Source organism: Kribbella sp. NPDC004536, from assembly GCF_042873835.1.
Taxonomy (GTDB): domain Bacteria; phylum Actinomycetota; class Actinomycetes; order Propionibacteriales; family Kribbellaceae; genus Kribbella.
Genome location: NZ_JBIALY010000003.1, coordinates 813272 through 838942 on the forward strand (window position 1 = coordinate 813272; position 25671 = coordinate 838942).

Sequence of the window (25671 nt, forward strand, 5' to 3'; positions counted from 1 at the left end):
CTGACGATGCTCGCACGCAACGCCGAGTCGCTGTACTGGATCGGCCGGTACGTCGAACGCGCGGACGACACCGCGCGGATCCTCGACGTCTCGGTACACCAGCTGCTCGAGGACGCCACCGTCGACGCGGACACCGCCAGCCGCCGGCTGCTGTCGGTCCTCGGCATCACCCCGCCCGACGGCAGCGAGCTGGACGTGTGGGGCCTGACCGAGCTGGTCGCGATGTCGCCGGAGACCGGATCGATCGTGTCGTCGATCGCCAGCGCCCGGGAGAACACCAGGGTCGCGCGTGAGGTCGTGTCGAGCGAGCTGTGGCAGTGCATCAACGCGATGTGGAACGCCGTACCCGAACGGCAGCGTGCCGCGCGCCGGGTCGGACCGCACGAGTTCTTCACGTTCGTGGAGGACCGGGCCGCGATGTTCGCCGGGCTCGCGGACTCGACGATGAGCCGCGACGACGGCTGGCGGTTCTTGGTACTCGGGCGGTCCGTGGAGCGGGTGGACATGCTTGTCCGCCTGCTGATGTCGCGAGTCGGCGACAGGCCGACGTCACCGGGCTGGGTGACGGTACTTCGTTCTGCTGGAGCACACGACACGTACCTGCGCACGTACAGGGGCGCGTTGGACGCCTCGCGCGTAGTGCAGTTCCTACTGCTCGACAGGCTGTTCCCACGGTCTGTGTTCCACGCGCTGCAGCAAGCGGAGTCCTGTCTCGACGAGCTCGACCACGGGCCGTCCGCACGCATCGGTGCGAGTGCTGAGGCCGCACGTCTGCTGGGGAAGGCCAGGAGCGATCTGGAGTTCCTGCGACCGGCTGACCTGCTGGAGAACCTCACCGACCGGCTGCAGGCCCTGCAGACCACGGTCCGCGAGGTAGGCGAAGCTGTCTCCCGTCAGTACTTCCATGCAGTGCCGTGGATCGAGTGGAACAACGCGGAGGTGAACCTGTGAAGTGGCGGCTTCGCGTAGTCCATACGACGGGCTACAGGTACGCGACACCGGTCACCCAGTCCTACAACGAGGCCAGGCTGACCCCACGGCACGACAACCGGCAGAACCTGATGGTGGCCCGGTTGGAAACGGTGCCCGCGGCCCGTGGCTACAAGTACACGGACTACTGGGGTACCGAGGTCAACGCGTTCGACCTGCACACCCCGCACACCGAGCTGAAGGTCATCGCGGCCTCTGTTGTCGAGACGACCGACCAGACCGCGCCGCCCGCTGACGTGACCTGGGTCCAGCTGAAGGCCCCGCAGGTCCTGGACTCGTACGCCGAGTTCCTGGAGTGGACACGCTATGTCCCTAAACACCGGGAGCTCACCGCTGAAGCCCGCGCCCTTCGGAAGGGTCGTACGCCGGAGGAGACCGTCCTGGCGGTGTCCAAGTGGGTGCACGACAAGCTCAAGTACGAACGGGGTACCACTGGCGTGCACTCGTCGGCTGTTGACGCATGGCAGGCCGGCGAGGGTGTCTGTCAAGACTACGCACACCTCACGCTCGCCATGCTCCGTGCAGTCGGTATCCCCAGCCGCTACGTCTCCGGCTACCTGCACACGAAGCCGGACGCTGCAGTCGGCGAGAAGGTCGTCGGGGAGAGCCACGCGTGGGTGGAGGCCTGGACAGGTGACTGGTGGGGCTTCGACCCGACCAACGACATCCCGATCGGCCACCGGCACGTGTGGGTGGCGACGGGGCGCGACTACGCGGACGTGTCGCCGCTGAAGGGCATCTACTCGGGCGGTGCCGCGACGGCCATCGAGGTGACCGTCGACATGACCCGGTTAGCCTGACCGGATGCGGGCCATGACAGTCACGCCGGGCAAGGCCGACTCGGCGGTGGTAGGTGACGTCCCGGAGCCTCCGGTCGTCGACGGGTCGATCCTGGTGGAGGGCCTGCTGACAGGTATCTGCGGGACGGACCTCGAGCTGGTGTCGGGAGCGTTCGGCAGCGGCCGCCCCAACGCCGACACGCTCGTGATCGGCCATGAGTCGCTCGGACGCGTACTGGAAGCACCTGTCGGCTCGGGCTTCGCCACCGGGGACCTGGTGGCCGGAGTAGTACGCCGGCCGGACCCAGTGCCCTGTCCGGCCTGTGCTCGGGGTGAGTGGGACTTCTGCCGCAACGGCCAGTACACCGAGCGCGGCATCCAAGGGATGGACGGGTACGGCGCTGAGCGCTGGCGGGTCGACCCGTACTTCGCCGTACCGGTGCCGGCTGCCCTAGGAGACCTCGGCGTACTGGTGGAACCCGCCAGCATCCTCACGAAGGCGTGGGAACAGGTGGACCGCGTCGGAGCGCGTTCTTGGTACTCGCCGCAGCACGTGCTGGTGACAGGCGCCGGTCCGATCGGTCTACTGGCCGCACTGATCGCGCAGCAACGCGGGTACGACGTACACGTGCTGGACCGGGTCGACGACGGGCCGAAGCCACAGCTCGTACGGGAGCTCGGCGCGACCTACCTGACGGACCTGCGGCAGCTGGACGTCGTACCGGATGTAGTGATCGAGGCAACGGGTGTGGGGCAGTTGGTGTTCGACTGCGCGTCGCTCCTGCCGCCTGCGGGCGTCATGTGCCTGGCTGGGATCCACCCCGGCCCGGCGACGGTCGACGTACAGCTGGACGCGCTGGTACGGCAGCTGGTGGTGCGGAACGCGGCACTGGTTGGCACGGTCAACGCCGGCAAGAGGCACTACGCCGACGCTGTGAACGTCCTGCTGAAGGCGGACCGGGGCTGGCTGGAGCGACTGATCACCACGCGTGTCCCGCTGTCCGAATGGCCCGCCGCGCTGGTACGGAAACCGGAAGACATCAAGGTGGTCGTGGACTTGCTGCAGTGACCTGCGAGGATGGTGGGGACCAGGGGCAGATCGGGGCATGCCCCGCCGACGGAAGGGAGCCGACAGTGTCGGACACGAAGGCTCGGACCGCCGAGCAGATCGAGGCGGACATCGCCGCCACCCGGTTGCGGCTGGCCTCCACGGTGGACGAGCTGGTCGACCGGGCGAACCCGAAGAACGTGATCGAGCGGCAGGTCGAGCAGGCCAAGTCGCAGGTCTTCGACGAGCACGGTCAGCTCCGCACCCAGAAGATCGTCGCGGTCGCCGGCGCGGTGGCCGGCGTGGTCGGCGTACTGCTGGTGATCCGCAAGCTGGTGGGCCGCCGGTGACGCCACGCAAGCGGCTGTCCGACGACAAGCTGCCGATCCGGATGCTGCACGACCGGGTCCTGGTCTCCCTCGAGCAGGAGGGCGAGCGCAAGTCGTCGGCCGGCATCCTGATCCCCGCCACGGCCCAGATGGGCCGCCGCCTGGCCTGGGCGAAGGTGGTCGCGATCGGCGCCAACGTACGCACCGTCGAGGTCGACGACCGGGTGCTGTTCGACCCCGAGGACCGCGCCGAGGTCGAGGTCCGTGGCGACGACTACATCCTGCTCCGCGAGCGGGACCTGCACGCGGTGGCCGCCGGCCGCCTCGAGGACGGGCAGACCGGCCTCTACCTCTGAAAGCTCTGAAACCTGAACCGGGCCGGGGTGCCCGCCGCACCGGTGACGAGGTCGCGGACGAACGCTCCGACCAGCGGGACGAACTTGAAGCCCTGCCCGGAGAACCCGGCGGCGACCGTGACCGGTCCGGCGCGGTCGATGACGAAGTCCGACGTCGGCGTGTTGTCGTACAGGCAGCTGATCGCGGTGGACCGGGTGGGGTCGAGCCCGGGGTACCACTCCTCGACGTAGCGCAGCAGCCTTGTGTCTCGTGAAGGCTCCGGCGTGAAGTCCCGCGTGTCGGGATCCACCACAGGACCAGATGCGTGCAGTCCGACCTTGACGCCGGATCCTGGTTCGTAGAGGCCGTAGCTGGTCGGACCGTGGTGTACGAAGCTCGGCCACACCAGCTCGTCCGACAACGGCGCGAAGAACCGCGGCTGCTCCTGCGTCACCGTGAACGGCGGCAACTGCACCAGCCCGTCCACTAGCTTCGGTGTCCACGGCCCAGCCGCGACCACTACGTGCTGAGCCCTCACAGCACCACCTGGTACGTCGAGCTCCACCAGACCGTCACGGGTCCGGAGAGCCCGTACTGGAGATTGCACGCGGAACTCGACACCAAGACGACCAGCTACGACCTGCAGTGCATGCAGCGCGTGCTCGGCGTACAAGCGACCAGACCCTGGCTGGTAGAGCACCGGCGTCTCGAACCGGAACCCGGGCCACCGCTCAGCTGCCTCACCAGCCGACAGCACCGCCCCTGTTGCCGCATGCAACGAGCGGAACACCTCGACCACCGCGTCGCTCATACCGTGGTCGAAGCCACCGGTCTCGTCGAGCAAGGTCTCGCCGGACTCGTCCTCCAGCTGCCGCCACAACGGCCTGGCCTGCTCGGTCAGATCAGCGATCTCGGCGTCGTCCACGGCGGCCCGGTACAACCGGGTGGCGCCATGCGAGCCACCCCGCTCGTGCCCGAGCGTGAACTGCTCCAGTACGACGACCTCACGCCCCGCGGCCGCCAGCGCCCACGCGGCCGCCGACCCCATTGCCCCAGCCCCTACTACTGCAACGTCGTACGTCATCCCACCCCCTTGCTCCAGATGGGAAAGCCTAAACTGGCCCGGTGATCTTCGAGACCTCCAGCCGGTTGCCAGACTTCCCGTGGGACAAGCTCGCCCCCTTCAAGCAGAAGGCCGCCGAGCATCCCGACGGCATCGTCGACCTGTCCGTGGGCAGTCCGGTCGACCCGGTGCCGGACCTGGTCAAGAAGGCGCTGGCCGATGCCGCGAACGCCCCGGAGTACCCGACCACCATCGGTACGTCCGCGGCGCGCCAGGCCGCGGTGGACTGGATGGAGCGGCGGCTCGGGGTGACCGGAGTCGACCCGAAGACCGGCGTACTGCCCGTGATCGGCACCAAGGAGCTGATCATGATGCTGCCGACGCTGCTCGGCATCGGCGCCGGCGACACGGTCCTGATCCCGGACCTGGCCTACCCGACGTACGAAGCCGGCGCGGCGCTCGCCCGGGCGACCAGCGTGCCGGTGGCGGACCCCACGACGTACGACGGGCCGGTGCGGGTCGCGTACCTGAACTCGCCGCGCAACCCGTCCGGCGAGATCACCCCTGCCGACGACCTGCGCCGTGCTGTCGAGTGGGCGCGGGCGAACGACGTACTCCTGGTCAGCGACGAGTGCTACACCGAGTTCGGCTGGGACGAGAAGCCGGTGTCCGTGCTGCACCCGGACGTGTCCGGCGGGAGCCACGACAACCTGCTGGCGGTGCACTCGCTGTCCAAGCGCTCCAACCTGGCCGGCTACCGCGGCGGCTTCGTCGCGGGCGACCCGACCGTCGTGGCCGAGCTGCTCGCGGTACGGAAGCACGCCGGCCTGATGGTGCCGTCGCCGATCCAGGCGGCGATGGCTGCCGCGTTCGCGGACGACGTACACGTCGAGGAGCAGCGTGCGCGTTACCTGCGTCGCCACGCCGTGCTGCGGGACGCGCTGACCGATGCGGGCTGGGAGATCACCCTGTCGAACGGCGGTTTGTACCTGTGGGCGTCACACCCGTCCTACGACGCGTACGGGTCTGTCGGCGCGCTGGCCGACCGCGGGATCCTGGTTGCGCCCGGTGCGTTCTACGGCACGGCAGGTGAGCGGCACGTGCGGGTGGCGCTGACCGGGACCGACGAGCGGATCGACGCCGCGGTGAAACGACTGCAGGAGTAGAAAACTTCGCAGCAGCCTGTGACGTCTCCCTGGTGTGACTGCCTCTTATAGGGGTAGTTGATGTCGAGGGAGGGGAGGGCGCATGCGACTGCATCTGCTCGGGGTCGTGGCGGTACTGCTGGCCGGTGTCACGCCGACACCATCACCAACACCTTCTCCAACGCCGACACCAACGCCAACACTCGCGCCAACGCCAACGCCAACGCCCGCCGCGGTGACCCCTACCCCGACGCCGGCCTGGTCGATCACGCTCGACCAGCCGGCGGCGTCCTGGGAGGACAAGCCGACCGTCTTCACCGGCAAGATCAGCCAGCCGATCACGGGCTCGTACATAACGCTCTGGCAGCGCGTCCCCGGCGCTTGGGTACTCCGCGGCTCCACCAGGACCACGACGGGCGGCGCGTACAAGTTCAGCTACGTCTCGCCGTCCACCGGCACGTGGGCGTTCCGCACGATGATCGGCGTCAAGGCCGAGACCGCGCTCGCGATCTCGGACTACCGGACCGTGCCGATCCAGGACCGCAGGCTCGTCGTGAACACCCCGGCCGCCTACTACGCGACCCTCACCGGTGTGTCCGTGACCGGGAAGCTGGTGCCGGCCGAACCGGGCAAGGAACTCGCGCTGCAGCAGTACCTCGGAAGCGGCAAGTGGGGGCTCCTGAACATCACCACAATGGATGCCGGGGGCAACTTCCGGCTCCGGGTCCCGGACGACCTGCCGGCCACCAAGACCGTGCGCGTGGTCACCCGAGGCGTCACCCAGGCCGCGATGGAGTACTCCGCGAACGCGACGATCGTGATCAAGGCCGCGCTCAATCCCAAGGTGTACGCCGTCTCCGCCGCGATGGTGCCGAACACGTACCGAGCCGGTTGTCCCGTGGCGCCCGCGTCGTTGCGCCTGCTGCAGCTGAACTACTGGGGCTTCGACGGCCGCGTGCACCGCGGCGAGCTGATCCTCCGGGACGCCGCGGTGGCGAAGATGATCACGGTCTGGACCTCGACGTTCGCGTCCAAGTTCCCGATCCGGCAGATGCGCCGGGTGGACGTGTTCGGCGGCAGCGACGTGAAGGCGATGGAGGCCGACAACACCTCCGCGTTCAACTGCCGCCGCGTCACCGGTGATCCGTACTCGCTGTCGCCGCACTCGTACGGGTGGGCGATCGACATCAACACCGTCGAGAACCCGTACCTGGCCGCGAACGGCGTCTGGTACCCGTCGAACGGGCTGGCGTACCGCAACCGCTCACTGGTCCGCCCGGGCATGCTGTTCGCGAGCAGCGTCGCCACGAAAGCCCTGATCGGCCAGGGCTACTTCTGGGGCGCGTACTGGGCCAAGCCCGACTACCAGCACTTCGAGCCGAAGTGAAAGCCCTAGTAGTCGCCTGTGCGCTGGCAACAGTCTTGGCGGGTTGCGGTTCCAAGCCCGCCGCTCAGCAGCCGACACCAACTGCAACCCAGGTCATCCCGAGCACAGTCAGCGGCACGGTCCCGGTTCCTACCAACACGGTGCCGACCGACGAACCAACGGACGCAGCCGTCCCGCCCCAGGTCCCCGAGCAGGCAACCGCCCCGCCTCCGGCCAACGCGGGGCCGCTCACCGCCCACAACCTCCCGGCTCCGGAGAAGCTGGGAGCCGGCTGGAAGACCTACACCGACCCTGGTGGCGCAGAGGCCGGCTTCATCGGCAACAACACCTGGACACGCCGTCGCGACTCCCACCAAGCGTCGTACGAAGCCCTACCGTCCGGCTGCTCCGGCCACCTCGTCAAAGGCTCCTTACCAGTCCCCACCTTCGCCCTGACCGGCACCTACCGCACAGCCGACGCCCTACCAGCCACAGCCCTGCTACTCCGCTTCAGAAACGCGGCGAAAGCCCAGGCCTATTACACCGGCTACCAAACCCGCATGCAGGCTTGCGGCACCGGCGGCGACCTGTCTGTCAAACAGCTCTGGGCCACCACCACAGCAGCCACCGCCGTACGTTCGTACGCCGCCGCAGAGTCCTACGTAGACGTGTCGGTGCTGAAGGGCGCAACAGTCGCCCTCCTAGCGACAACCTCAACTCACCCAGAACAGCAGGCCGACTGGGCCCACACCGCAGCAACAGCACTCGAGTCCGTCATCGACTAGCGTCGACAACAGCCTGGGCGAACTCTCGAGGCGCCTCCTGCGGCACGTTGTGCCCCACGTCGAACGTCCGGTGCTGATACCGCCCGACGAAGTGATCCCGGTACGACGACCCGTCACCAGCCGGCGTGAACGGGTCGTACTTCCCGTCGATCGTGATCGTCGGCACCGCGATCTTCGGCGCCTTCTGCAGGACGTCCTCCAGCGCCGCGTACTCCGGTTCCGCCGGGATCAGGCTCTGCCGCCACCGGTAGTTGCCGATCACGATCGCCTCGTAGTCCGGATTGTCGAACGCCGCCGCGGTCCGCGCGTACGTCTCCGCGGTGTACTTCCAGGTCGGCGAGTTGAACTTCCAGATGAACTCACCGATCTCCCGCTTGTACTGGTGCAGCCCCTGCACGCCACGCTCGGTCGCGAAGTAGTACTGGTACCACCAGGCGTTCTCAGCCCCGGGCGGCAACGGCTTCTTGTTGAACTCAAGGTTGGTGATCAGGTACCCCGTCACCGACACCAGCGCCTGCACCCGCTCGGGCCAGAGCGCCGCGATGATGTCCGCGGTCCGCGAGCCCCAGTCGTAGCCGGCCAGTACGGCACGGTGGATCTTCAGCGCATCCATCAGCGCCACGATGTCGAGCGCGAACGCCGCCTGGTCCACGTTCCGAGGGGTGTCGGAGGAGCGGAAGGTAGTACTGCCGTGGCCGCGGAAGTAGGGCACCACGACGCGATAGCCGCGCCGAGCGAGCAGCGGAGCGACCTGCTCGTAGCTGTGGATGTCGTACGGGAAGCCGTGCAGCAGTAGTACCGGCGTGCCGTTCGACGGGCCGAGTTCGACGTACCCGACGTTGAGTACGCCCGCGTCGATCTGCCGCACCGGGCCGAAGGGGAGCTTGGGCGAGGCGGCCGCGGCGCCGGTGAGGAGCGGCGTGGCCAGTGCGGCGGCGCCGGTGGTCTTGAGGAGGGTGCGACGGCTGATGTTCATGGGAGACCTTTCCGAGTGGATTCGCTATCACCCTCGCCCGTGAGGACCGCGAGTCGCGCCCGGGAGAATCCCTGGTCAACCGCCAAAGATGTATTACCTTTCAGTATTTTGTGGCCTACACTCCGGTTATGGGTGACTTCGACCGGTATGCCCGTCTGACCGCGCGGCTCGACGCGCCGTACGCGGTGATCGATCTCGCCGCGTTCCGCCGGAACGCCGACGACCTGGTCCGGCGTGCGGCCGGTACGCCGATCCGGATCGCCTCCAAGTCGGTCCGCTGCCGCCCGCTGATCGCCGCCGCGCTCGAGCGGCCCGGGTTCCACGGCGTGATGGGCTACGCGCTGCCGGAGGCGCTCTGGCTGGCCCGCAACGGCGTCGACGACATCCTGCTCGGCTACCCGACCACGCACCGCACGGCGCTCCGCGAACTGTCGGAGGACCCCGAGGCGGCGTCCCGGATCACGCTGATGATCGACTCGGCGGAGCACCTCGCGTTCATCCGGGCAACCGCGACCGGCAAGGCCCGGATCCAGGTCTGCCTGGACGTCGACGCCTCGCTGCGGATCTTCGGTCAGCACCTCGGCGTCCGGCGTTCCCCGCTGCGGACCCCCGCCGAGGTCGCAGCGCTCGCCCGGACCGTTGCCGCCGACGACACGTTCGAACTGACCGGCGTGATGTTCTACGAGGCGCAGATCGCCGGCCTGCCGGACACGTCGCCGGCCGTCCGCTGGGTGAAGCGCCGTTCGGCCGCCGAGCTCGCGGACCGGCGCGGCGCGGTCGTCGACGCGGTGAAGCAGGTCGCGCCGCTGCGGATCGTGAACAGCGGCGGCACCGGCAGCCTCGAGATCAGCAGCGCGGACCCGGCCGTCACCGAGGTCACCGCCGGCTCCGGCCTCTACGGCCCGACCCTCTTCGACAAGTACGACGTCTTCCAGCCGGAGCACGCGACGGCGTACGCACTGGATGTCGTGCGGCGTCCCGCACCGCGGATCGCGACCCTGTTCGGCGGCGGGTACGTCGCGTCCGGCCCCGCGAAGAAGTCGCGGCTCCCGTCACCCACCCAGCCGTCCGGCCTCAAGCTGCTCGGCACCGAAGGCGCCGGCGAAGTGCAGACTCCGGTACAGGGACAATCGGCCGAACGGCTACGAATTGGCGCCAGAGTGTGGATGCGGTACGCCAAGGCAGGCGAGATGCTGGAGCGGTTCGACGTCCTGCATGCGATCGACGGCGAAGAGGTGACCGAACTCGTCACCTACCGCGGCGAAGGGAAGAACTTCGGATGAGCACCTGGCGGAACTGGGCCGGCACCGAGTCGGCGACCGGCTTCGAGGCGTTGCGCCCCGGCTCGCCCGACGAGCTCGCCGCGGCGGTCAAGGCCGCGGCCGAGCGGGGCAAGAAGCTGAAGGCTGTCGGCTCCGGCCATTCGTTCACGGGCTGCTCGGTCCCGCAGGAGGTGATGATCCAGCTGGACGGGCTGTCCTCGATCATCCACGCGGACCAAGCGTCCGGCCGGGTCACGGTCGGGGCCGGCACCGGCCTGCGGAAGCTGAACGCGGGACTCGCGGCCTTCGACCTCGCGATGGCGAACCTCGGCGACATCGACAAGCAGACGATCTCCGGCGCGATCTCCACCGGCACCCACGGGACCGGCGCGAAGCTCGGCGGCCTGGCGACGCAGGTCGTCGGCCTCGATCTCGTCACCGCCGACGGATCGGTCCTGCACTGTTCGGCCGAGGAGAACCCGGACGTGTTCGCCGCGGCGCGCGTCTCGGTCGGCGCGCTCGGCGTGATCAGCTCGCTCACCCTGCAGTGCGTCCCGGCGTTCCTGCTGCGTGCGCAGGAGATGCCGATGCCGCTCGGCGAGGTCCTCGACGGCTTCGATGAACTTGCCGACGGCAACGACCACTTCGAGTTCTACTGGTTCCCACATACCGACCTCGCGCTGACCAAGCGGAACAACCGGGTCGCCCCGAACGTCGCCGCGGCGCCGGTCGGCCGGGTCCGCGGCTGGATCGACGACGAACTACTGTCCAACAAGGTGTTCGAGCTGACCAACCGGCTCGGCGTCCGGCGGCCCGCGATGGTGCCCCGGATCAACCAGCTCGCCTCGCGCGCGTTGTCGGCCCGCGAGTACGTCGACGCGTCGTACAAGGTGTTCTGCGCGGAGCGGAACGTGGTGTTCCGCGAGTCGGAGTACGCGGTCCCGCGCGAGCACGTGGTGGACGTCGTCCGCCGGCTGCGGGCGTGGATCGACGCGTCCGGGTCCAGGATCCCGTTCCCGATCGAGGTCCGGGTGGCCGCGCCGGACGACATCTGGCTGTCCACCGCGTCCGGCCGGGAGACCGCGTACATCGCGATCCACCAGTACCACCGGCTGCCGCACGAGGAGTACTTCCGCGCGTTCGAGAGCATCGTCGGTGACTACGACGGCCGGCCGCACTGGGGGAAGCTGCACACGCTGACCGCCGACGACCTGCGCGCCCGGTACCCGCACTTCGACGACTTCCTCGCGGTCCGCGACCGCCTGGACCCTGCCCGCGTCTTCCAGAACGCCTACACGCGGCAGGTCTTCGGCGATTAGCCTGCGGGCATGGAGCTTGAACCGGTTACCGAGGATTGGCACAAGGCGCTGGCGGTCGTCGCGCACCCTGATGACCTGGAGTGGGGATCCGCGGCGGCGATCGCGCGCTGGACCGGGCAGGGCAAGCAGGTCGTCTACTGCCTGCTGACGTCCGGCGAGGCCGGCATCGACGGCGTCGACCCGGCCGAGTGCGGTCCGCTCCGGGAGGCCGAGCAGATCGAGTCGTCCCGGATCGTCGGGGTGTCCGCGGTCGAGTTCCTCGGCCAGCCCGACGGCACGATCGAGTACGGCGTACCGCTGCGCCGCCTGATCACGGCCGCGATCCGCCGGCACCAGCCGGAGATCGTGATCACCAACAACTTCCGCGACACCTGGGACGGCGACGTCGCGCTCAACCAGGCCGACCACATCAACACCGGCCGCGCGACCCTGGACGCGGTCCGGGACGCGGCCAACCGGTGGATCTTCCCGGACGCCGGCGAGAAGTGGGCCGGTGTACGCCAGGTCTGGGCGGCCGGCTCACCGAACTCGCGGCACGGCGTGGACACGACCGCGACGTTCGAGGTCGGGCTGCGGTCGCTGGAGGCCCACCGCGCCTACATTGACGGGCTGGACCAGCAGTTCGATCCGGAGGAGTTCCTGGAAGGTGCGTCCCGCCCGACGGGCACGTTGCTCGGCACGAAGTACGGCGCGCGCTTCGAGGTGTTCACTCTGTAAGCGGCCGGTGCTCCTGCAGGTGCGGCGGCGTCGGCTTCGGCCGGCGCGGCTCGCGGTCGCCGGCGGTGCCAGGGCCGGGCGGGTTGTTCGGGCCGGCCCAGGAACGGACCAGTTGGCGGCCGCCCTTGCGGGTCAGCCGGTGCAGGTCGATCCGCTGGATGTCGCCGGCCGGGATGCCGAGCTGGGCGAGGCTGCGGTTCGCCATCTCGCAGGCCGCGTCGTGCTTGCGCGGCGACAGATTCTGCTGCAGGACGATCGCGACCGAACCGTCCGGCAGGTCCTGGATCCGCTGGAACCGCATGCCCTTGTCCAGTGACCAGGAGTGCAGGGCCAGGTCGATGTAGTCGGCGTTGGAGAGTCGCCGATCGAGCTTCGCGCGCGCCACCACTTCGTATCGGGCCATGATCCGATCATGCGTCGGCGATCGGCGGATTTCCAGCAACCTGCGCCGCATCTGCGATCAGCGAAGTGCGTCGATCGCCGCCGCGACTTCCGTCGGGCTGGAGATCGGCGTCAGGTGGTTCGCGTTCGGGATCAGCGTCGGCGCGGGCGCACCGATCCGGGTCGCGGTCTCGGTCGCGTTGCCGCCGTTGGTGTCGTCGGCGCCGAACACGACCGCCTTCGGGAGTTTCAGGTCCGCCAACTTGGCGAGCCGGTCGGGGGCGACCGCGGGGATGCCGTTCGCGGTCATCTGCCAGATCGCCTGCTCGGCGCCGGGCTGCCGGAACGGCCGGGTCCACGCGTCGACGTCCATCTGCGGACAGCCGGGTGAGCAGGCGCTGTTGTAGATCTTCTTCAGCAGCCACCCCTGGTCCAGCACCAGCCGGAACAGCGACGTACGGTACGGCGGGACGATCAGCCAGCGCGGCGGACCCGGCCGCCCGCCCGGCAGCGGCAGCCCGTCGCCGTCCAGGAACACGATCCCGCCCATCCGGGCCGGCGCCTCCAACGTCGCCTCGGCCGCGACTCCGGCGCCGAGCGAGTGCCCGACCAGGATCGGCCGCGGCTCACCAGGCCCGCCGAGGTGCATCGCATCCAGGAACCCGAGCAGTTGCGCCGCGAGATGCTCGATCGTGTACGGCGCCTTGCGTTCGGAGTACCCGTAGCCGGTGATGTCGTACGCGTACACGCGATGGTTCTGGGCGAGCAGCGGTACCAGCCGCGACCACGTGTCTACCGACTCCGCCGCACCGTGCACGAGTACGACGGGGGTGCCCGACGTACCCCACTGGTCATACCGGGTCTTGAACCCGCCGGCATCGACGTACTTGAGGCCGGCCGGCGCTGTGGCCGTGGGGTTCGTGGCGAGGTTGAAAACGAAGGAGGCCGCAGTGACGATCAGCCAGAAACCGAGGAGTCCCACGAACCCCCGCCACAGGAACCGTTTCACGACCCCTAGTGTTACAGGCCGACGATCCGCCCGGCCTCGGTGAGCACGGCCGGGGAGGCGAGCGACTGCCACCGGGGGAGTTGTTCCTGCAGGAACGGGCGCAGTTTCACGGCCCGCTTCGCGTCGTTGTCGAGGACGTCGAGCTCGTTGACGATCGTCAGATCGACGAAGTCGCGCAGCTCGGCCGCGCCGAGCTCCTCCGACGTGCCGGTGAAGCGGTCGGTGACCGTGCGGTGCTCGGCGAGGTCGCGCCAGGTCGTCTCCCGGTCGCAGGCGCCGTACCGGTAGACGATCGCCTCGGCGTCGGTGCCGATCACCGACTCCAGCACCGGGCGCTCGGTCTGCCAGTCGAACAGATGCGTCGGGAAGCCGTCCGTCCCGTACGCCGCGTGCGCCAGCCCGGCCAGCACGAGCGTGTCGGAGGCGCCGAGCGAACCGAGCCGCTTGGCGACCCGGTGCAGGTGCACGTACAGGCTGCCGCCCGCATGGTCGATCTCGTCGGCGCCGCGTACCAGCAGCAACGAACCCAGGTCCTCGAAAGTGCTCATCTGACCCCTTCTCACCCCGGAGCGGCCAAATCCCGCAGGTCACCCACGGTAAGGCCTGAGCCCACCCCCTGCCCACCACTTCGGCGTGCCGTTCCGGTCACACCCCTGAGCCGACCCCGGAGCGGCCCCTGAACCGCCCGCGGAAGCGTTCCGTCCGGCCGCTGTTCGCGCGACCATCGGACCATGAGCAACACTGCAGCCCGCTGGACCCTGGTCGCCGTCCTGGCCGGCTTCATGGTCCTCGCGATCACCGTCACCAGCGCCCTCAGCTGACCCCGTCAGGTCGTTGCGGTAGGCAACAGGGTGAGCCGGGTCTGCTCCAGCAGCAGGTGCAGCATCGGGTGCCCGCTGTGCTTCGGCCAGATCAGGGCCAGTACGTTCGGCTCGGCGTCCACGAGTGGCAGCCAGGTCAGCCGTGGGTGGGCGAAGTAAGTGACCGTGGACGCCGGGGCGATCCAGCAACCGTGGCCGGCCGCCACCAGATGCAGGCATTCCTCCGGTGTCCGCGCCTGCGGGCCGAAGACCGCCCGGGTCCCGTCCGGACGCGGGTCGACGAACCAGAAGTCGACGACGGCCGCCGGCATCCCGTCCCGCGGCCCGACGACCGGTACGTCGGCCAGGTCCGCGATTCGCAACGACGTCCGCGACTCCAGCGGATGGCCCGGCGGCAGCGCGACCCACCGGTCCTCCTCGAGCAGTGGGTGGACGGTGAAGCGCGGGTCGTCGCCGATCGGCAGCCACAGGAACGCGGCGTCCGCGCGCCCTTCGACGAGCGCGTCGAGCTCGTCGGGGAGCGTGTGCGACGAGATCGGCCGGAGCTCCAGGTCGGGTGCTTCCGCCCGAAGGGCCGCCTCGACCGCGGGCATGAAGTGCGCCGTACTCTGCGCCTTGAACGCGATCCGCAACGGATCCGGCCGGCCGGTCGCGGCCAGCCGTGCCTCGGCCACCATCGTCTGCGCGGACGACAGCAACACCGCGCCTTGCTTGAGCACGACCTCGCCGGCCGCGGTCAGTTCGATCCCGGTCGGCCGGCGTTCGACCAGCGGCGTACCGACGACGCGCTCGAGCTGGCGGATCTGCCCACTCACCGCCTGCTGGGTCAGGTTGAGGGTGCGGGCGGCCCGCGTCATGCTGCCCTCTGCCGCGACAGCGTCCAGTGCCTGCAGCAGCCGCAAGCTCAGATCCACAGCTCTCATCGTGCCACAACGATCAGTTGTGCCCTCGCCAGCAAATCTCTGTTTCCGCCCGGGCCCCGGCGCGCAGGACGATCGAGGCATGGCAGAAACCAGAACCGCGCTCGTCACCGGTTCGTCGAAGGGCCTGGGCCGGGCGATCCTGCTCCGGCTCGCGGCGCAGGGGACGAACGTGGTCGTCAACTATTCCCGCGACAAGGCCGCCGCCGACGAGGTGCTGGAGGCCGCGAAGGCGTTCGGGGTCCGGGCGATCGCGGTCGCCGCGGACGTATCCGAGGTCGACGGCATCCGGCGGCTGTACGACGCGACGTTCGAGGAGTTCGGCCGGCTCGACGTGGTGGTCGCGAACGCCGGCATGGAGAAAGTGAACGTCCCGGTCGCGGACGTCACCGAGGAGGACTTCGACCTGCTCTTCCGGGTCAACACCAAAGGCCCGTACTTCGTCCTGCGCGAAGCTGCCCGGCGGATCGCCGACGGCGGCCGGATCATCACGATCTCGTCGAACACCACGACGGTCCCGCAGCTCGGCGTCGGGCTGTACGGCACCAGCAAGGTCGCGACCGGCTACCTGGCACGGGTGCTGGCGCTCGAACTCGGGCCGCGCGGGATCACTGTGAACACGATCGTCCCCGGCCCGATCGACGGCGCCGGAATCTTCACCGACCCGGCCAACGACGCGTACAAGCAGAGCCTGGTCGCGATGGTGCCGATCGGGCGGCTGGGGACGACCGAGGACGTCGCGGGGATCGCGGCGTTCCTCGCGAGCGACGCGGCCGGGCTGATCACCGGCCAGCAGATCGTCGCCGACGGCGGAATGCACTGACTTTCCGAAGCTGACTCTCTGAGGGAGAACTATGAGTGGAACCATGCGTGCGGCCCAGGTCCAGCAGGCGGGCGGCCCGTTCGTTGTCACCGACGTACCGATCCCGGAGCCGGCCGCCGGACAGATCCGCGTGCAGGTGCATGCCTGCGGGATCTGCGGCGGCGACGCGATCCCGCGGAACGCACTGTTCGGTACGACACTGCCGCGGATCCCGGGGCACGAGATCGCCGGGGTGGTCGACGCGGTCGGCGATGGGGTCACGAGCTGGGAGACCGGCCAGCGGGTCGGTGTCGGCTGGTCCGGCGGGGTCGACTTCAGCTGCGAGTTCTGCCGGCGGGGCGACTTCACGAACTGCGTGAACCGGACGATCGTCGGGACGTCGTACGACGGCGGGTACGCGGAATTCATGGTGGTACCGCAGGACGCGGTGGCGCGGATCCCGGAGGGGCTCAGCTTCGAGGACGCGGCGCCGTTGATGTGCGGCGGGATCACCGCGTTCAACGCGTTGCGGCACGCGCACGCCGGGCCGGGTGACACCGTCGCGGTGCAGGGCGTGGGCGGTGTCGGGCACCTGGCGATCCAGTTCGCCGACAAGTTCGGCTTCCGGACCGTGGCGATCAACCGCGGGCGGGACAAGGAGAAGCTCGCCCGGCAGCTCGGGGCGGACGAGTACATCGACAGCACCGAAGGCGACGCCGGTGCGGCGCTCAAGGCGCTCGGTGGTGCGGCCGTGATCCTGGCGACAGTGTCCCGCGCCGAGCTCCAGACCGACCTGGTGAAAGGGCTCCGCCCGAACGGTGAGCTGATCGTTCTCGAAGGTGGCGACCCGATCCAGGTCACCGGTCACGCTCTCGCGGAGGGCCGGCTCTCGGTCTCCGGCTGGTACTCCGGGGTGGCCCAGGACTCCGAGGACACCCTGAACTTCGCCGTCCTGAAGAACATCCGGCCGATCATCGAGACCTACCCCCTCGAACAGGCCGAGGAAGCCTGGCAGCACCAGCCCAAGGCGAACCTGCGCATCGTCCTCAAGACCCAGCCCGAGTAGGTGGCCCGGAACCCGCCCGCAACCACCTCACATAGTTGCGGACGGGTCCACTACCCAGCATCCCCGCTTCAGTCCAGATCGGCGAGGGCCTTGCGGGCGGCGTCCAGCTCGGCCTCGAGGGCGGCGACCTTGGCGGCCTGCTGGGAGCGGGCCTCCTCGATCACCTCGTCGATCGGGGTCGACAGGTCCTCGTGCAGCTCCTTCGCGGCGCGGGACACCGCGGCCGCGGCGACGGCCAGGTCGCGAGCCAGGTACGTCGTGCCCTGCTTCAGCTCGGCGCGCCACTCGCCGTCGGCCGTCCCGGTGACGGTCAGCGTGAGCTCGATGGTCTTGGCCTTCTTGCCGGCTGCCTTCTTGGCCGGGGCCTTCTTCGGCTTCGGCTCCTCGGCGATCTCGGCAACCTCGGGTACGTCGGGAGTGTCGGTGAGGCCCGACGGCGCTTCTACTGCAAAGGTGTCTACAGTCATCGTTGCGGCGATCTCCTTCTGACTGATGCGGGACCGCTATTAGAACATATGTTCGATCGAAACGCCAACCAGCTTGCGCAGGAAGCGATCGACCTGTTCGTCCAGCGGCGGCAGTGAGGCCTCCGGTTCGTTGATCCGGATCGATACCGCCCCGTGCACCGCCGAGCGCAGATCGAGTGCCACCGCCGCCGCGTCGTCTGCCGGCGCGAGTCCCGCGTCCATGCACGCCTGCACCGCGGCGATCGCTCGGACCGACAACTCCTCCTTGAAGACCAGGTGCATCCGCCGGTTGAGCGTGCTCTCGTGCAGCACCTTGTAGAGCCCCGCGTACTCACGCGTCCAGCCCCCGAGGAACAGCAGCCGCGCCCGTAGCCGCCGGACCGCGTCGTCGCCGGCGCCGTCCTCGGCCTGTTCGAGATCGCGCAGCAGGTCGACGGTGCTCTGCTCGAGCGCCGCGAACACCAGTTCGTCCCGGTCGGCGAAGTGGATGTACACCGACGTCGCGGCGATCCCGACCTCGCGGGCGACCGCGCGCAACGACAACGCCTCGTCGTCGCCGAGCTCGTTCAGCATCCGCAGCGCCGCGTCGATGATCTCCCGCCGCAGCAGCTCACCCTGCCCACGCCGGTTCCGGTTCCGCGTCGTCCCACCGTCCATGAACCCGATTGTATTGCAACGCACGTTGCCTTACAGTCGTAGCACTACAGCTGTTCACTTAAGGATGACGATGATGCGAACCGAAGTCGAGCCGCAGTTGGACGTGCGGCGGTGGTGGGCGTTGGGGGCAGTGGCGACGGCGCAGTTGATGGTGGGGATCGATCTGACGATCGTGAACATCGCGTTGCCGTCGATGCAGCGGGACCTGGGAATGTCGGATCCGGGGCGGCAGTGGGTGATCACGCTGTTCGCGCTCGGGTACGGCGGGTTCCTGCTGCTCGGCGGCCGGACGAGTGACCTGATCGGGCGCCGGCGGGCGCTGCTGATCGGGCTGACCGGCTTTGCGTTGGCCTCCGCGCTGGGGGGAGCTGCGACAGGACCGTGGATGTTGCTCGCCGGCCGGGGTTTGCAGGGCGTGTTCGGTGCGCTGTTGACACCTGCGGTGCTCGCGACACTTGCAGCCTCGTTCCCGTTGCCGGCCGAGCGTGGCAAGGCATTCGGGATCTACGGCGGGGTGATGGGTAGTGCGTCAGGCCTCGGTGTCCTGGCGGGCGGTGTGCTCACGCAGTACCTGGACTGGCGGTGGTCGATGTTCGTGAACCTCCCCATCGCCGCAGTGGCTGCCGGAGGCATCCTGTACGCCGTGCGCCCGGCCCAGCGCACCAGCGGAGTGCGGGTGGATGTACCAGGTGCGTTGCTGGCGACCGCGGGCCTGATGGCTGTTGTGTTCGGGTTCGCTCGAGCCGAGTCGGACGGCTGGGGTGCCGCGGCGTCGTACGGACCGCTGGCTGTTGGTGTGGTGTTGCTAGCAGCCTTCTTGATGGCACAGGCTCGTGTGAGCAACCCGCTGTTGCCGCTGCGGGTCGTGAAGGATCGCAGGCGTGGCGGCTCGTACCTGGCTGTCTTCAGCCTGGCGATCGGCATGTTCGCCGCGCTGTTCTTCCTGACCTTCTATCTGCAGACCGTCAAGCACTACTCACCGGTCAAGGCGGGTCTGGCGTTCCTGCCGCTGACCGTGGGACTGATGGTCGGCGTACGCGCGGTGAGCCGCCTGCTGGCCAAGGTCAGCGTCAGAACGCTCATCTGCCCTGGCCTGATCACAATTGCCGCAGGGCTCGGACTGCTCGGTTTGGTGCATGCTGACAGCAGCTACTGGCTGCAGGTGATGCCCGTGTTCCTGCTGGTCGGACTCGGGACCGGGTGGGTTCTGGTGACGGCCAACAGCACCGCCACCCTCGGCGCCGGCCCCGACAGTGCGGTGGCCGGCGCCATGGTGATGACGTCGCAACAGGTAGGTGCATCGTTGGGTACTGCGTTGCTGAGCACCGTTGCGGGCGTACACGGGTTCAATGCGGCCAGCTTCGGTGCTGCGGGCTTCCTGTGTGTTGCGGCGGTGGCCGTCTACTGGACGCTCTCCGAGCGGTCGCCCGACCACTCCAGGTGATAGCTGCCCTCACGGTCCACGCGCTTGTACGTGTGTGCACCGAACAGGTCACGCAGACCCTGGATGAGAGCGGCCGGCAGGCGCTCCGCCCGCAGGCCGTCGTAGTACGAGAGGGCGGCTGAGAAGCCAGGAGCCGGTACGCCGACCGTGGCCGCGGTCGCGACGACCCGGCGCCACGCTTCCTGTCCGCCGGCGACCGCGTCCCGGAAGTAGTCGTCGACGAGCAGCGACGGCAGCTCCGGGTTGCGGTCGTACGCCTCCTTGATGCGGTCCAGGAACCGGGCCCGGATGATGCACCCGCCGCGCCAGATCTTCGCCATCGCGCCGAGGTCGATGTTCCAGTCGTACTCCTCGCTGGCGGCCCGGATGGCGTCGAAGCCCTGCGCGTACGCGACCAGCTTCGACGAGTACAGCGCGTGCCGTACGTCGTCGATGAACTGGTCCCGGTCGACGTCGGCCTTGACGTCGCCCGGCCCCGGGAGCACGCCGGCGGCTGCTTCCCGCCGTACGACGTCACCCGACAGCGAGCGCGCGAAGACGGCCTCGGCCATCCCGCTGACCGGGATGCCGAGGTCGAGCGCGGACTGGACCGTCCAGCGGCCGGTGCCCTTCTGCTCGGCCTGGTCGAGGACGACGTCAACGAACGGGCCGCCCGTGGTCGGGTCGGTCTGGCTGAGCACCTCGGCGGTGATCTCGATCAGGAACGACTCGAGGTCGCCGGTGTTCCAGTCCCGGAACACGTCCGCGAGCTCGGCCGGGGACAGCCCGAGCACGTGCCGGAGCAGGTCGTACGCCTCCGCGATCAGCTGCATGTCGGCGTACTCGATGCCGTTGTGCAGCATCTTCACGAAGTGGCCGGCGCCGTCCGGGCCGACGTGCACGCAGCACGGCTCGCCGTTCACGTGCGCGGAGATCTTGGTCAGCATCGGCTCGAGCGCCGCGTACGACTCGGGGGAGCCGCCGGGCATGATGCTCGGGCCGTTCAGCGCGCCCTCCTCGCCGCCGGAGACACCGGAGCCGACGAAGTGCAGGCCCTTCTCCTTCAGCGCGGCCTCGCGGCGCCGGGTGTCGAGGAAGTGCGCGTTGCCGGCGTCGACGACGATGTCGCCCTCGTCCAGCAGCGGGACCAGTTCGTCGATGACCGCGTCCGTCGGGGCGCCGGCCTTGACCATGATGATCACCCGGCGCGGCGGCTCCAGCGACTCGACGAAGCCCGCCAGGTCGGTGGACGGGACGAACTCGCCCTCGGAACCGAACTCCGCCACCAGCGAGTCGGTCCGCGCCTGCGAGCGGTTGTGCAGGGCGACACGGAACCCGTTGCGTGCGAGGTTCCGGGCCAGGTTGCGGCCCATCACCGCAAGGCCGGTGACGCCGATCTGGGCTTTGGCAGAACTCATCGAATCTCCCTGCGAGTCTGAAGTTGTGTGCGGGGTCCAGTCTGCCTGAGGCCTTCTCATCGGGAAACATCGGTGGTAGACATCTCAGAAATCGATTTCCCATGACGAAGGAACCGCCCATGCTCCGTCGTGCAGTCGTGCTCGTGTTGTCAGCAATCCTCTTGTCGGCAGGTGCCGTGCCGGCGTCGGCCCGGCCGGCTGACAACGGTCCGGTCGGTTGGGAGGTGTACCGGAATCTGGACCGGTTACCCGAGTTGCAGACCGGGATCCGGACCAAGCAGTTCTCCAGCTTCGGGCGCGACGGCACCAACAACGACGGCTTCGACGGCACCTACTCCTGTCTGCGGACGACGGACGCCGGCTGTGTGATCGCCGAGGACAGCGGCCCCGGGGAGGTCGCGTCGATCTGGTTCACCCGCGACGAGGGCAACGTCACCAAGACCGGCACGATCACCGTCGAGCTCGACGGCAAGCAGGTGCTGAAGGGCTCGCTGCAGGACATCGTCGACGGCAAGCTCGGTGCGCCGTTCAGCTACCCATTGGTGGCGAACGCGGTCCAGTCCAGCGGCGGCGTCTACCTCCGCGTCCCGATGCCGTACCGCTCCTCGATGCGGATCACCACGCAGCACAACCCGCTCTTCTACCACGTCGACTACCGGCAGTTCCCGGACGCGAACGGTATCTCCACCTTCGATCCCACCGACAAGGCCGAGGACGTCCTGGCAATGCTGAACGCGGCCGGCACCAAGGACCCCAAGCCCGCACAGCCGAACGCGAGCACGTCGGCCACGCCGCTCAACCTTGCCCCGGGCAACCAAATCACGCTGGCCGATGTCCGCGGACCCGGTGAGCTCAGCGCGCTCCGGCTGAAGCTGCCCGAGATCGTCGGCCTGGACCTGAAGAGCCTCACCGACGACGGCCGCGCGTTCCTCGGCGGCAGCTCGTTCACGATGAAGATCGATCCCGCGAACACCGGCGTGAAGCTGACCCGGCGGATGGATCTGCGGATCGGCAACCAGCGCGCGAAGATCCTCGTCGACGGCGTACCGGCCGGCGAGTGGGCGCCGCTCAAGGCGCAGGGTGCGCAGTGGTACGACCAGTCCGTCGAACTGCCGGCCGCGCTCACGGCGGGCAAGTCGCAGATCACGATCACCAACCAGTTCGTCTCGTCCGACCTCGACTTCAACGAGTTCGCGTACTGGGTGGACTCCGGCGACAAGCTCGACGTCGGCCCCGACCACCTCGCCGACGAGCAGGCCCACGGGTACTCGATCAGCAAGCAGAACTGGAGCGGCGAGCACGCGATGACGTACGCCGCGACCGATGCCGACGCGGCCCGGGTGAAGCCGTCCGACACGCTGCTCGGCGGCGTCCGCGTCCAGGTGACGATCGACGGGCAGCAGCGTGTCGACGCCCCGCTCGGCGAGTTCTTCGGCTCGGGCCTCGGCGAGAACCCGGTCCGCTCGCTGTTCTTCGCGATGGATCCCGACGGCTGGTACTCGTCGTGGTGGCCGATGCCGTACGCCACCCGGGCGACGGTGACGCTCGTGAACCCGACGACGTACCCGTTGACCGGGCAGGCCGAGGTGACCGCCGCCCGTGACGTGAGCAAGGTGGCCGAGTTGGCGACCGGGAAGATCGGGTACTTCACCGCGATCTCGAAGCGCGGCCGGACCACGCAGGGCAGCGACTGGACGTTCGCCGACGTCACCGGGCGCGGGAAGTTCGTCGGTGTCTCCCAGACCATGGAAGGACTGCTTGCCGACGGCAACACTCGCGGCTACCTGGAAGGCGACGAGCGGGCCTACGTCGACGGCGAGCGGACGCCCGCGATCCACGGGACCGGTACCGAGGACTTCTACGAGTCCGGGTGGTACTTCAACGCGGGCACGTACTCGACCCCGTTCCACGGGAACTCCGCGCACGAGGTGCGGGCCGGGTTCTGCACGAACGAGTGCGACGGCGCGTGGCGGCTGCACATCACCGACTCGGTCGCCTTCGAGAACCAACTCGACTTCGGCATCGAACACGGGCAGCAGGACGACCATCCGGCGATCTACGGCTCGACCGCCTTCCTCTACACCGCGGCCGGCTTCGGCGCCCGCGAGACTGACCGCATCGACGTCGGCTCGCCGACGAGCCGCCGGCAGCACGCCTACGCCGACAACGCGACCCAAGCAGACCTGACGTCGGTCTACGAAGGTGACCACGACGACATCACCCTGACGGACCAGGTCCGCTCCACCACCCAACCCATCCGCTTCCGCGCGGCTGTCGACCCAGCCAACCGAGGCGTCACACTACGCCGAACCAGTGATCAGAACAGTCCTGGGCAATCGGCGCAGGTCGTTGTCAACGGCAAGGATTCGGGCATCTGGCTACAACCCCTCGGCAACACCCACCAACGCTGGCTCGACGACAACTACCAACTGCCCGCGGCCCTCACCGCCGGTCGCGATCACCTCGACGTCGAACTCCGCCCGACAGGCCCGGCGTGGACAGCTTCCTCGTATGTGGTCCAGTCGCTCACCAAACCGTACGTGGATCGGCGCGCGCCAGGCGCTGTGACGGGGCTGGCTGCTGTGGGGCGGGCTGACAACGCGATCAGTGTGACGTGGTCGGATGTGGCTGATGAGAGTGGGGTTGCGTACTACAACGTGTATGGGACGAAGGCGGGTGGGGCTGAGCAACTTGTGGGGACGAGTCCGCTACCCGGGTTTCTGCACCGAGGCCTAGGACTGGGAGAGGCGTGGAGGTATCGCGTTCAGGCGGTGGATTTGGGTGGGCACGTCGGGGCAAGGTCGACGGTGGTCACGGGGACCAGTGGGCGGACCTTGCGGGTCGAGGGGGAGGGGATGACGGTGTCGGGGACGGTGGCTGTGGATGTGCAGGGCAACTGTTGTGGGGTGAGTTGGTCGGGTGGGGCGCAAGCTTGGATTCATGGCACGAAGGCAGGTGACAAGGCGGTGTTCGGGTTCAGTGCGCCGACGACGGGTTCGTACCAGGTGTCCACCGTGCTGACGAAGGCGGCCGACTACGGGACGGTCGCCGTACAGGTCGACGGGGGTGCAGCGGTGCCGTTCGACGGGTATCAGGCGTCCGGTGTCGGTACGCAGAACGTTGACCTCGGCACTGTTCAGTTGAATGCCGGAACACATCAGTTCGCCGTGACAGTTACCGGCAAGAACGCGGCAGCAATCGGCTACCTTGCGGGGGTCGATCTGCTGGACCTTAGGCTCACCTCGTGAATCCTTTGGAAGGACGCCGTACCGCGCTCGTCCTGATCGACCTGATGTCCCGGATCGTCGCGTTGGAGACCGCTCCGTCGAGCGGTCCGGACGTACTCGAACGATCCGTGGCCTGCGCCGCGGCGACCCGCGTCGCGGGCGGCCTCGTCGTGAACGTCCGGGTGGAGCGCCCGGGCGTCGACGTACAGCCCGAAGGCAGCGGCTTCGCACCCGGAGCGGAGCCGCGGCCCGGTGACCTGGAGATCGTCAAGCGGACGATCGGCGCCTTCGGCCGGACCGAGCTCGACGCCGAACTCCAGGCGCGCGGGATCGCGAACGTCGTGCTGGCCGGCATCGCGACGAACTTCGGCGTCGAGTCCACCGGCCGCGCCGCATCCGACCTCGGCTACGAGACGTTCTTCCTCACCGACGCGATGACGGGCCTCGACGCCGACGCCCACACATTCGCCACGACCTACGTCTTCCCCAGGCTGGGCACCACCTGCACCACAGCTGAGTACCTGGAGTTCCTAACCGAATAGCGAGCGGTTCTCCTGCACCCAGGTCTGCAGCGTGCGGGACGGGTGACCGGTCACGTCGGCGACTGTGCTGTTGACGGAGGTCTCGTCGATGGTGGCGTCGCCGAAGAACGACTCGATCGCGGCGGCGTACGGCTCCGGCATCGACGCGTGCAGGTCGGCGTGCGTCTCCGCGCGGCTCATCGGGTACGCCTTGAGCGACCGTCCGAGTCCGTCCGCGAGGATCGCGACCTGCTCGACCGGCGTCAGTGCGACCGGCCCGGTGAGCCGCAGTACCTCGCTGTCGCGCTCGCCCTGCAACGCCCGGACCGCGACGTCGGCGATGTCGCGCGGGTGGATCGTCGAGACCGGCACGTCGGGGAACTGGACCCGGACCTCGTCACCGGTGCGCAACTGGTCGAGCCAGCGCAAGGTGTTCGACATGAACGAGTTCGGCCGCAGGAACGTCCACTCCAGGCCGGACGCCCGGACCGCTTCCTCGGTGGCGTGGTGATACGCGGCGACCGCATTCGTCAGCTCGCCGTCGAGCGAACTGCTGGACAGTACGACGACCTTCCGCACCCCGGCGGCGACCGCGTTCGCGAGCAATTCCTCCAGCCGTTCGTAACCGCTCAGCAGGAAGATCCCGCTGACACCTGCCAACGCGTCCACGAACGTGTCCGGCCGATTCAGGTCGCCGACGACCGGGTCGATCCCGGCCGGCAGCTCTCGAGCGGTCCGGACCAACGCCCGGCCCGGGATGCCTTGTGCTGCCAGCGATTGCACCACCGCGCCACCGGCGTTCCCGGTCGCGCCCGTAATCAGGATCGTCACGGCTCAACCCTGA

At 68.7% G+C, this 25671-nt stretch carries 26 protein-coding genes; 16 read left to right on the forward strand and 10 right to left on the reverse strand.

The window, feature by feature from the left end:
* Positions 1 to 6: 6 nt before the first annotated feature.
* The 5 genes from ACFYRU_RS29190 to ACFYRU_RS29210 all read left to right on the forward strand — a co-directional run bounded on the left by ACFYRU_RS29190 (position 7) and on the right by ACFYRU_RS29210 (position 3502).
* A complete protein-coding gene (locus ACFYRU_RS29190; protein ID WP_387664189.1) occupies positions 7 to 951 on the forward strand; it encodes an alpha-E domain-containing protein in 945 nt (314 codons plus the stop codon).
* Positions 948 to 1790 (forward strand): transglutaminase domain-containing protein, encoded by an 843-nt coding sequence (locus tag ACFYRU_RS29195; RefSeq protein ID WP_387664191.1) that lies wholly within the window; start codon positions 948 to 950, stop codon positions 1788 to 1790. Before ACFYRU_RS29190 ends, ACFYRU_RS29195 begins: the two co-directional genes overlap by 4 nt.
* 4 nt (positions 1791 to 1794) lie before the next feature.
* Complete coding sequence (locus ACFYRU_RS29200; RefSeq protein WP_387664193.1) at positions 1795 to 2838, forward strand: glucose 1-dehydrogenase; 1044 nt, start codon at positions 1795 to 1797, stop codon at positions 2836 to 2838.
* A 65-nt stretch (positions 2839 to 2903) separates the two neighbouring features.
* Positions 2904 to 3167 (forward strand): DUF3618 domain-containing protein, encoded by a 264-nt coding sequence (locus tag ACFYRU_RS29205; RefSeq protein ID WP_387664195.1) that lies wholly within the window; start codon positions 2904 to 2906, stop codon positions 3165 to 3167.
* A gap of 41 nt (positions 3168 to 3208) precedes the next feature.
* A complete protein-coding gene (locus ACFYRU_RS29210) occupies positions 3209 to 3502 on the forward strand; it encodes a co-chaperone GroES (protein ID WP_131362142.1) in 294 nt (97 codons plus the stop codon).
* Here the strand turns inward: ACFYRU_RS29210 and ACFYRU_RS29215 are convergent.
* Positions 3493 to 4566: an FAD-dependent oxidoreductase gene (locus ACFYRU_RS29215; protein WP_387664197.1), complete on the reverse strand. Its 1074-nt coding sequence runs from the start codon at positions 4564 to 4566 to the stop codon at positions 3493 to 3495. The genes ACFYRU_RS29210 and ACFYRU_RS29215 overlap by 10 nt on opposite strands.
* A 44-nt stretch (positions 4567 to 4610) precedes the next feature.
* Between ACFYRU_RS29215 and dapC the strand changes: the two genes are divergently transcribed.
* From dapC to ACFYRU_RS29230, 3 genes are all read left to right on the forward strand, one after another.
* Positions 4611 to 5711 (forward strand): succinyldiaminopimelate transaminase, encoded by a 1101-nt coding sequence (gene dapC, locus ACFYRU_RS29220; RefSeq protein ID WP_387666038.1) that lies wholly within the window; start codon positions 4611 to 4613, stop codon positions 5709 to 5711.
* Positions 5712 to 5925: 214 nt separating this feature from the next.
* The gene (locus tag ACFYRU_RS29225; protein ID WP_387664199.1) at positions 5926 to 7077 is read left to right on the forward strand and encodes a M15 family metallopeptidase; all 1152 of its coding nucleotides are present in this window, start codon (positions 5926 to 5928) and stop codon (positions 7075 to 7077) included.
* Positions 7074 to 7841 carry a hypothetical protein gene (locus ACFYRU_RS29230; protein ID WP_387664201.1) on the forward strand — a complete coding sequence of 256 codons (768 nt, stop codon included), beginning with the start codon at positions 7074 to 7076 and terminating at the stop codon, positions 7839 to 7841. Before ACFYRU_RS29225 ends, ACFYRU_RS29230 begins: the two co-directional genes overlap by 4 nt.
* Here ACFYRU_RS29230 and ACFYRU_RS29235 read toward each other — a convergent pair.
* Positions 7831 to 8817: an alpha/beta fold hydrolase gene (locus ACFYRU_RS29235; protein WP_387664203.1), complete on the reverse strand. Its 987-nt coding sequence runs from the start codon at positions 8815 to 8817 to the stop codon at positions 7831 to 7833. The two genes, ACFYRU_RS29230 and ACFYRU_RS29235, sit on opposite strands and share 11 nt — an antisense overlap.
* A 128-nt stretch (positions 8818 to 8945) precedes the next feature.
* Here ACFYRU_RS29235 and ACFYRU_RS29240 point away from each other — a divergent pair, with 128 nt between their 5' ends.
* Genes ACFYRU_RS29240 through ACFYRU_RS29250 form a run of 3 tightly spaced genes read left to right on the forward strand, consistent with a single transcriptional unit; the run spans position 8946 to position 12115 of the window.
* Positions 8946 to 10100: an amino acid deaminase/aldolase gene (locus ACFYRU_RS29240; protein ID WP_387664205.1), complete on the forward strand. Its 1155-nt coding sequence runs from the start codon at positions 8946 to 8948 to the stop codon at positions 10098 to 10100.
* Positions 10097 to 11398, forward strand: a complete 1302-nt coding sequence (locus ACFYRU_RS29245; RefSeq protein WP_387664207.1) for a D-arabinono-1,4-lactone oxidase — start codon at positions 10097 to 10099, stop codon at positions 11396 to 11398. The genes ACFYRU_RS29240 and ACFYRU_RS29245 overlap by 4 nt, the downstream gene beginning before the upstream one ends.
* Positions 11399 to 11407: 9 nt before the next feature.
* Positions 11408 to 12115 carry a PIG-L deacetylase family protein gene (locus ACFYRU_RS29250; RefSeq protein ID WP_387664209.1) on the forward strand — a complete coding sequence of 236 codons (708 nt, stop codon included), beginning with the start codon at positions 11408 to 11410 and terminating at the stop codon, positions 12113 to 12115.
* On the opposite strand, the gene ACFYRU_RS29255 is transcribed toward ACFYRU_RS29250, so the two are convergent.
* From ACFYRU_RS29255 to ACFYRU_RS29270, 4 genes are all read right to left on the reverse strand, one after another.
* Positions 12105 to 12518 (reverse strand): hypothetical protein, encoded by a 414-nt coding sequence (locus ACFYRU_RS29255; RefSeq protein WP_387664210.1) that lies wholly within the window; start codon positions 12516 to 12518, stop codon positions 12105 to 12107. The genes ACFYRU_RS29250 and ACFYRU_RS29255 overlap by 11 nt on opposite strands.
* Before the next feature lie 57 nt (positions 12519 to 12575).
* Positions 12576 to 13505: an alpha/beta fold hydrolase gene (locus ACFYRU_RS29260; protein WP_387664212.1), complete on the reverse strand. Its 930-nt coding sequence runs from the start codon at positions 13503 to 13505 to the stop codon at positions 12576 to 12578.
* A gap of 11 nt (positions 13506 to 13516) precedes the next feature.
* Entirely contained in the window at positions 13517 to 14053 is a 537-nt protein-coding gene (locus tag ACFYRU_RS29265) for a DUF6817 domain-containing protein (protein ID WP_387664214.1), read from the reverse strand.
* A 278-nt stretch (positions 14054 to 14331) separates the two neighbouring features.
* The gene (locus ACFYRU_RS29270; RefSeq protein ID WP_387664216.1) at positions 14332 to 15240 is read right to left on the reverse strand and encodes a LysR family transcriptional regulator; all 909 of its coding nucleotides are present in this window, start codon (positions 15238 to 15240) and stop codon (positions 14332 to 14334) included.
* 88 nt (positions 15241 to 15328) lie between these two features.
* On the opposite strand from ACFYRU_RS29270, the gene ACFYRU_RS29275 reads away from it, so the two are divergent.
* Positions 15329 to 16069, forward strand: a complete 741-nt coding sequence (locus tag ACFYRU_RS29275) for an SDR family oxidoreductase (RefSeq protein WP_387664218.1) — start codon at positions 15329 to 15331, stop codon at positions 16067 to 16069.
* Positions 16070 to 16100: 31 nt separating this feature from the next.
* Entirely contained in the window at positions 16101 to 17114 is a 1014-nt protein-coding gene (locus tag ACFYRU_RS29280) for an alcohol dehydrogenase catalytic domain-containing protein (RefSeq protein WP_387664220.1), read from the forward strand.
* A 68-nt stretch (positions 17115 to 17182) separates the two neighbouring features.
* Here ACFYRU_RS29280 and ACFYRU_RS29285 read toward each other — a convergent pair whose 3' ends face one another.
* Both ACFYRU_RS29285 and ACFYRU_RS29290 read right to left on the reverse strand, forming a co-directional pair.
* Positions 17183 to 17581 carry a DUF6319 family protein gene (locus ACFYRU_RS29285; RefSeq protein WP_387664222.1) on the reverse strand — a complete coding sequence of 133 codons (399 nt, stop codon included), beginning with the start codon at positions 17579 to 17581 and terminating at the stop codon, positions 17183 to 17185.
* A gap of 39 nt (positions 17582 to 17620) precedes the next feature.
* Positions 17621 to 18238, reverse strand: coding sequence for a TetR family transcriptional regulator (locus ACFYRU_RS29290; RefSeq protein WP_387664224.1), 618 nt, complete (start codon positions 18236 to 18238; stop codon positions 17621 to 17623).
* Positions 18239 to 18308: 70 nt separating this feature from the next.
* Between ACFYRU_RS29290 and ACFYRU_RS29295 the strand changes: the two genes are divergently transcribed.
* On the forward strand, positions 18309 to 19682 hold the full coding sequence (locus ACFYRU_RS29295; protein ID WP_387664226.1) for an MFS transporter: 1374 nt from the start codon (positions 18309 to 18311) through the stop codon (positions 19680 to 19682).
* On the opposite strand, the gene gndA is transcribed toward ACFYRU_RS29295, so the two are convergent.
* A complete protein-coding gene (gene gndA / locus ACFYRU_RS29300) occupies positions 19640 to 21079 on the reverse strand; it encodes an NADP-dependent phosphogluconate dehydrogenase (protein ID WP_387664228.1) in 1440 nt (479 codons plus the stop codon). The genes ACFYRU_RS29295 and gndA overlap by 43 nt on opposite strands.
* A gap of 119 nt (positions 21080 to 21198) precedes the next feature.
* Here gndA and ACFYRU_RS29305 point away from each other — a divergent pair, with 119 nt between their 5' ends.
* Positions 21199 to 24327 (forward strand): DUF2961 domain-containing protein, encoded by a 3129-nt coding sequence (locus ACFYRU_RS29305; protein ID WP_387664230.1) that lies wholly within the window; start codon positions 21199 to 21201, stop codon positions 24325 to 24327.
* Positions 24324 to 24848: an isochorismatase family protein gene (locus ACFYRU_RS29310; RefSeq protein WP_387664232.1), complete on the forward strand. Its 525-nt coding sequence runs from the start codon at positions 24324 to 24326 to the stop codon at positions 24846 to 24848. Before ACFYRU_RS29305 ends, ACFYRU_RS29310 begins: the two co-directional genes overlap by 4 nt.
* Here the strand turns inward: ACFYRU_RS29310 and ACFYRU_RS29315 are convergent.
* On the reverse strand, positions 24837 to 25658 hold the full coding sequence (locus ACFYRU_RS29315) for an NAD(P)H-binding protein (protein WP_387664234.1): 822 nt from the start codon (positions 25656 to 25658) through the stop codon (positions 24837 to 24839). The two genes, ACFYRU_RS29310 and ACFYRU_RS29315, sit on opposite strands and share 12 nt — an antisense overlap.
* Between the last annotated feature and the right edge of the window lie 13 nt (positions 25659 to 25671).